The organism is Micromonospora sp. NPDC005173 (assembly GCF_040608515.1).
GTDB lineage: Bacteria > Actinomycetota > Actinomycetes > Mycobacteriales > Micromonosporaceae > Micromonospora.
Genome location: NZ_JBEXIK010000053.1, coordinates 44999 through 45530 on the forward strand (window position 1 = coordinate 44999; position 532 = coordinate 45530).

1 rRNA gene is annotated in these 532 nt (G+C 71.2%); it reads right to left on the minus strand.

Features of this window, described 5'->3' with window-relative positions:
* Positions 1 to 441: 441 nt before the first annotated feature.
* Positions 442 to 532, minus strand: a 5S ribosomal RNA gene (rrf, locus tag ABZV00_RS32955); the annotation flags it as partial.

The following is a 532-nucleotide window of genomic DNA, read 5'->3' on the forward strand; positions in this document are numbered from 1 at the left end:
GTCACCACCGCGGAAGCCACCCTCACGAGGCGCGCTCGACCGGGAACCGTCACGGTCACCGCCACGGAAGCCACCCTCACGCGGAGCACCCGACCGGGAGCCGTCGCGGTCGCCACCACGGAAGCCACCCTCACGAGGCGCGCTTGACCGGGAACCGTCACGGTCACCGCCACGGGAGCCACCGTCGCGGCCGCCGGCGTATCCGCCTCGGGTGCCGCCAGCGCTGCTGTCCCGGTCTCCCCGGTACGGGGGACGGTCGCGGTCCTCGCGGCGCGGGCCGCGGTCGCGCCCACCCGGGCCGTCAGTACGGTCTTCGTAGCGACGGGGACGGTCTCCGTCCTGCGGTCCTGAACTCACAGGTACATCCTTCCTGATTGCGCCACCAATGGCGCTACGCAGTCGAGGGCCGACCCGGATGGGGCGGCCCTCGACTGGAAGATTGTCCGGCGGTGTCCTACTCTCCCACACCCTCACGAGTGCAGTACCATCGGCGCTGGAGGGCTTAGCTTCCGGGTTCGGAATGTGACCGGGC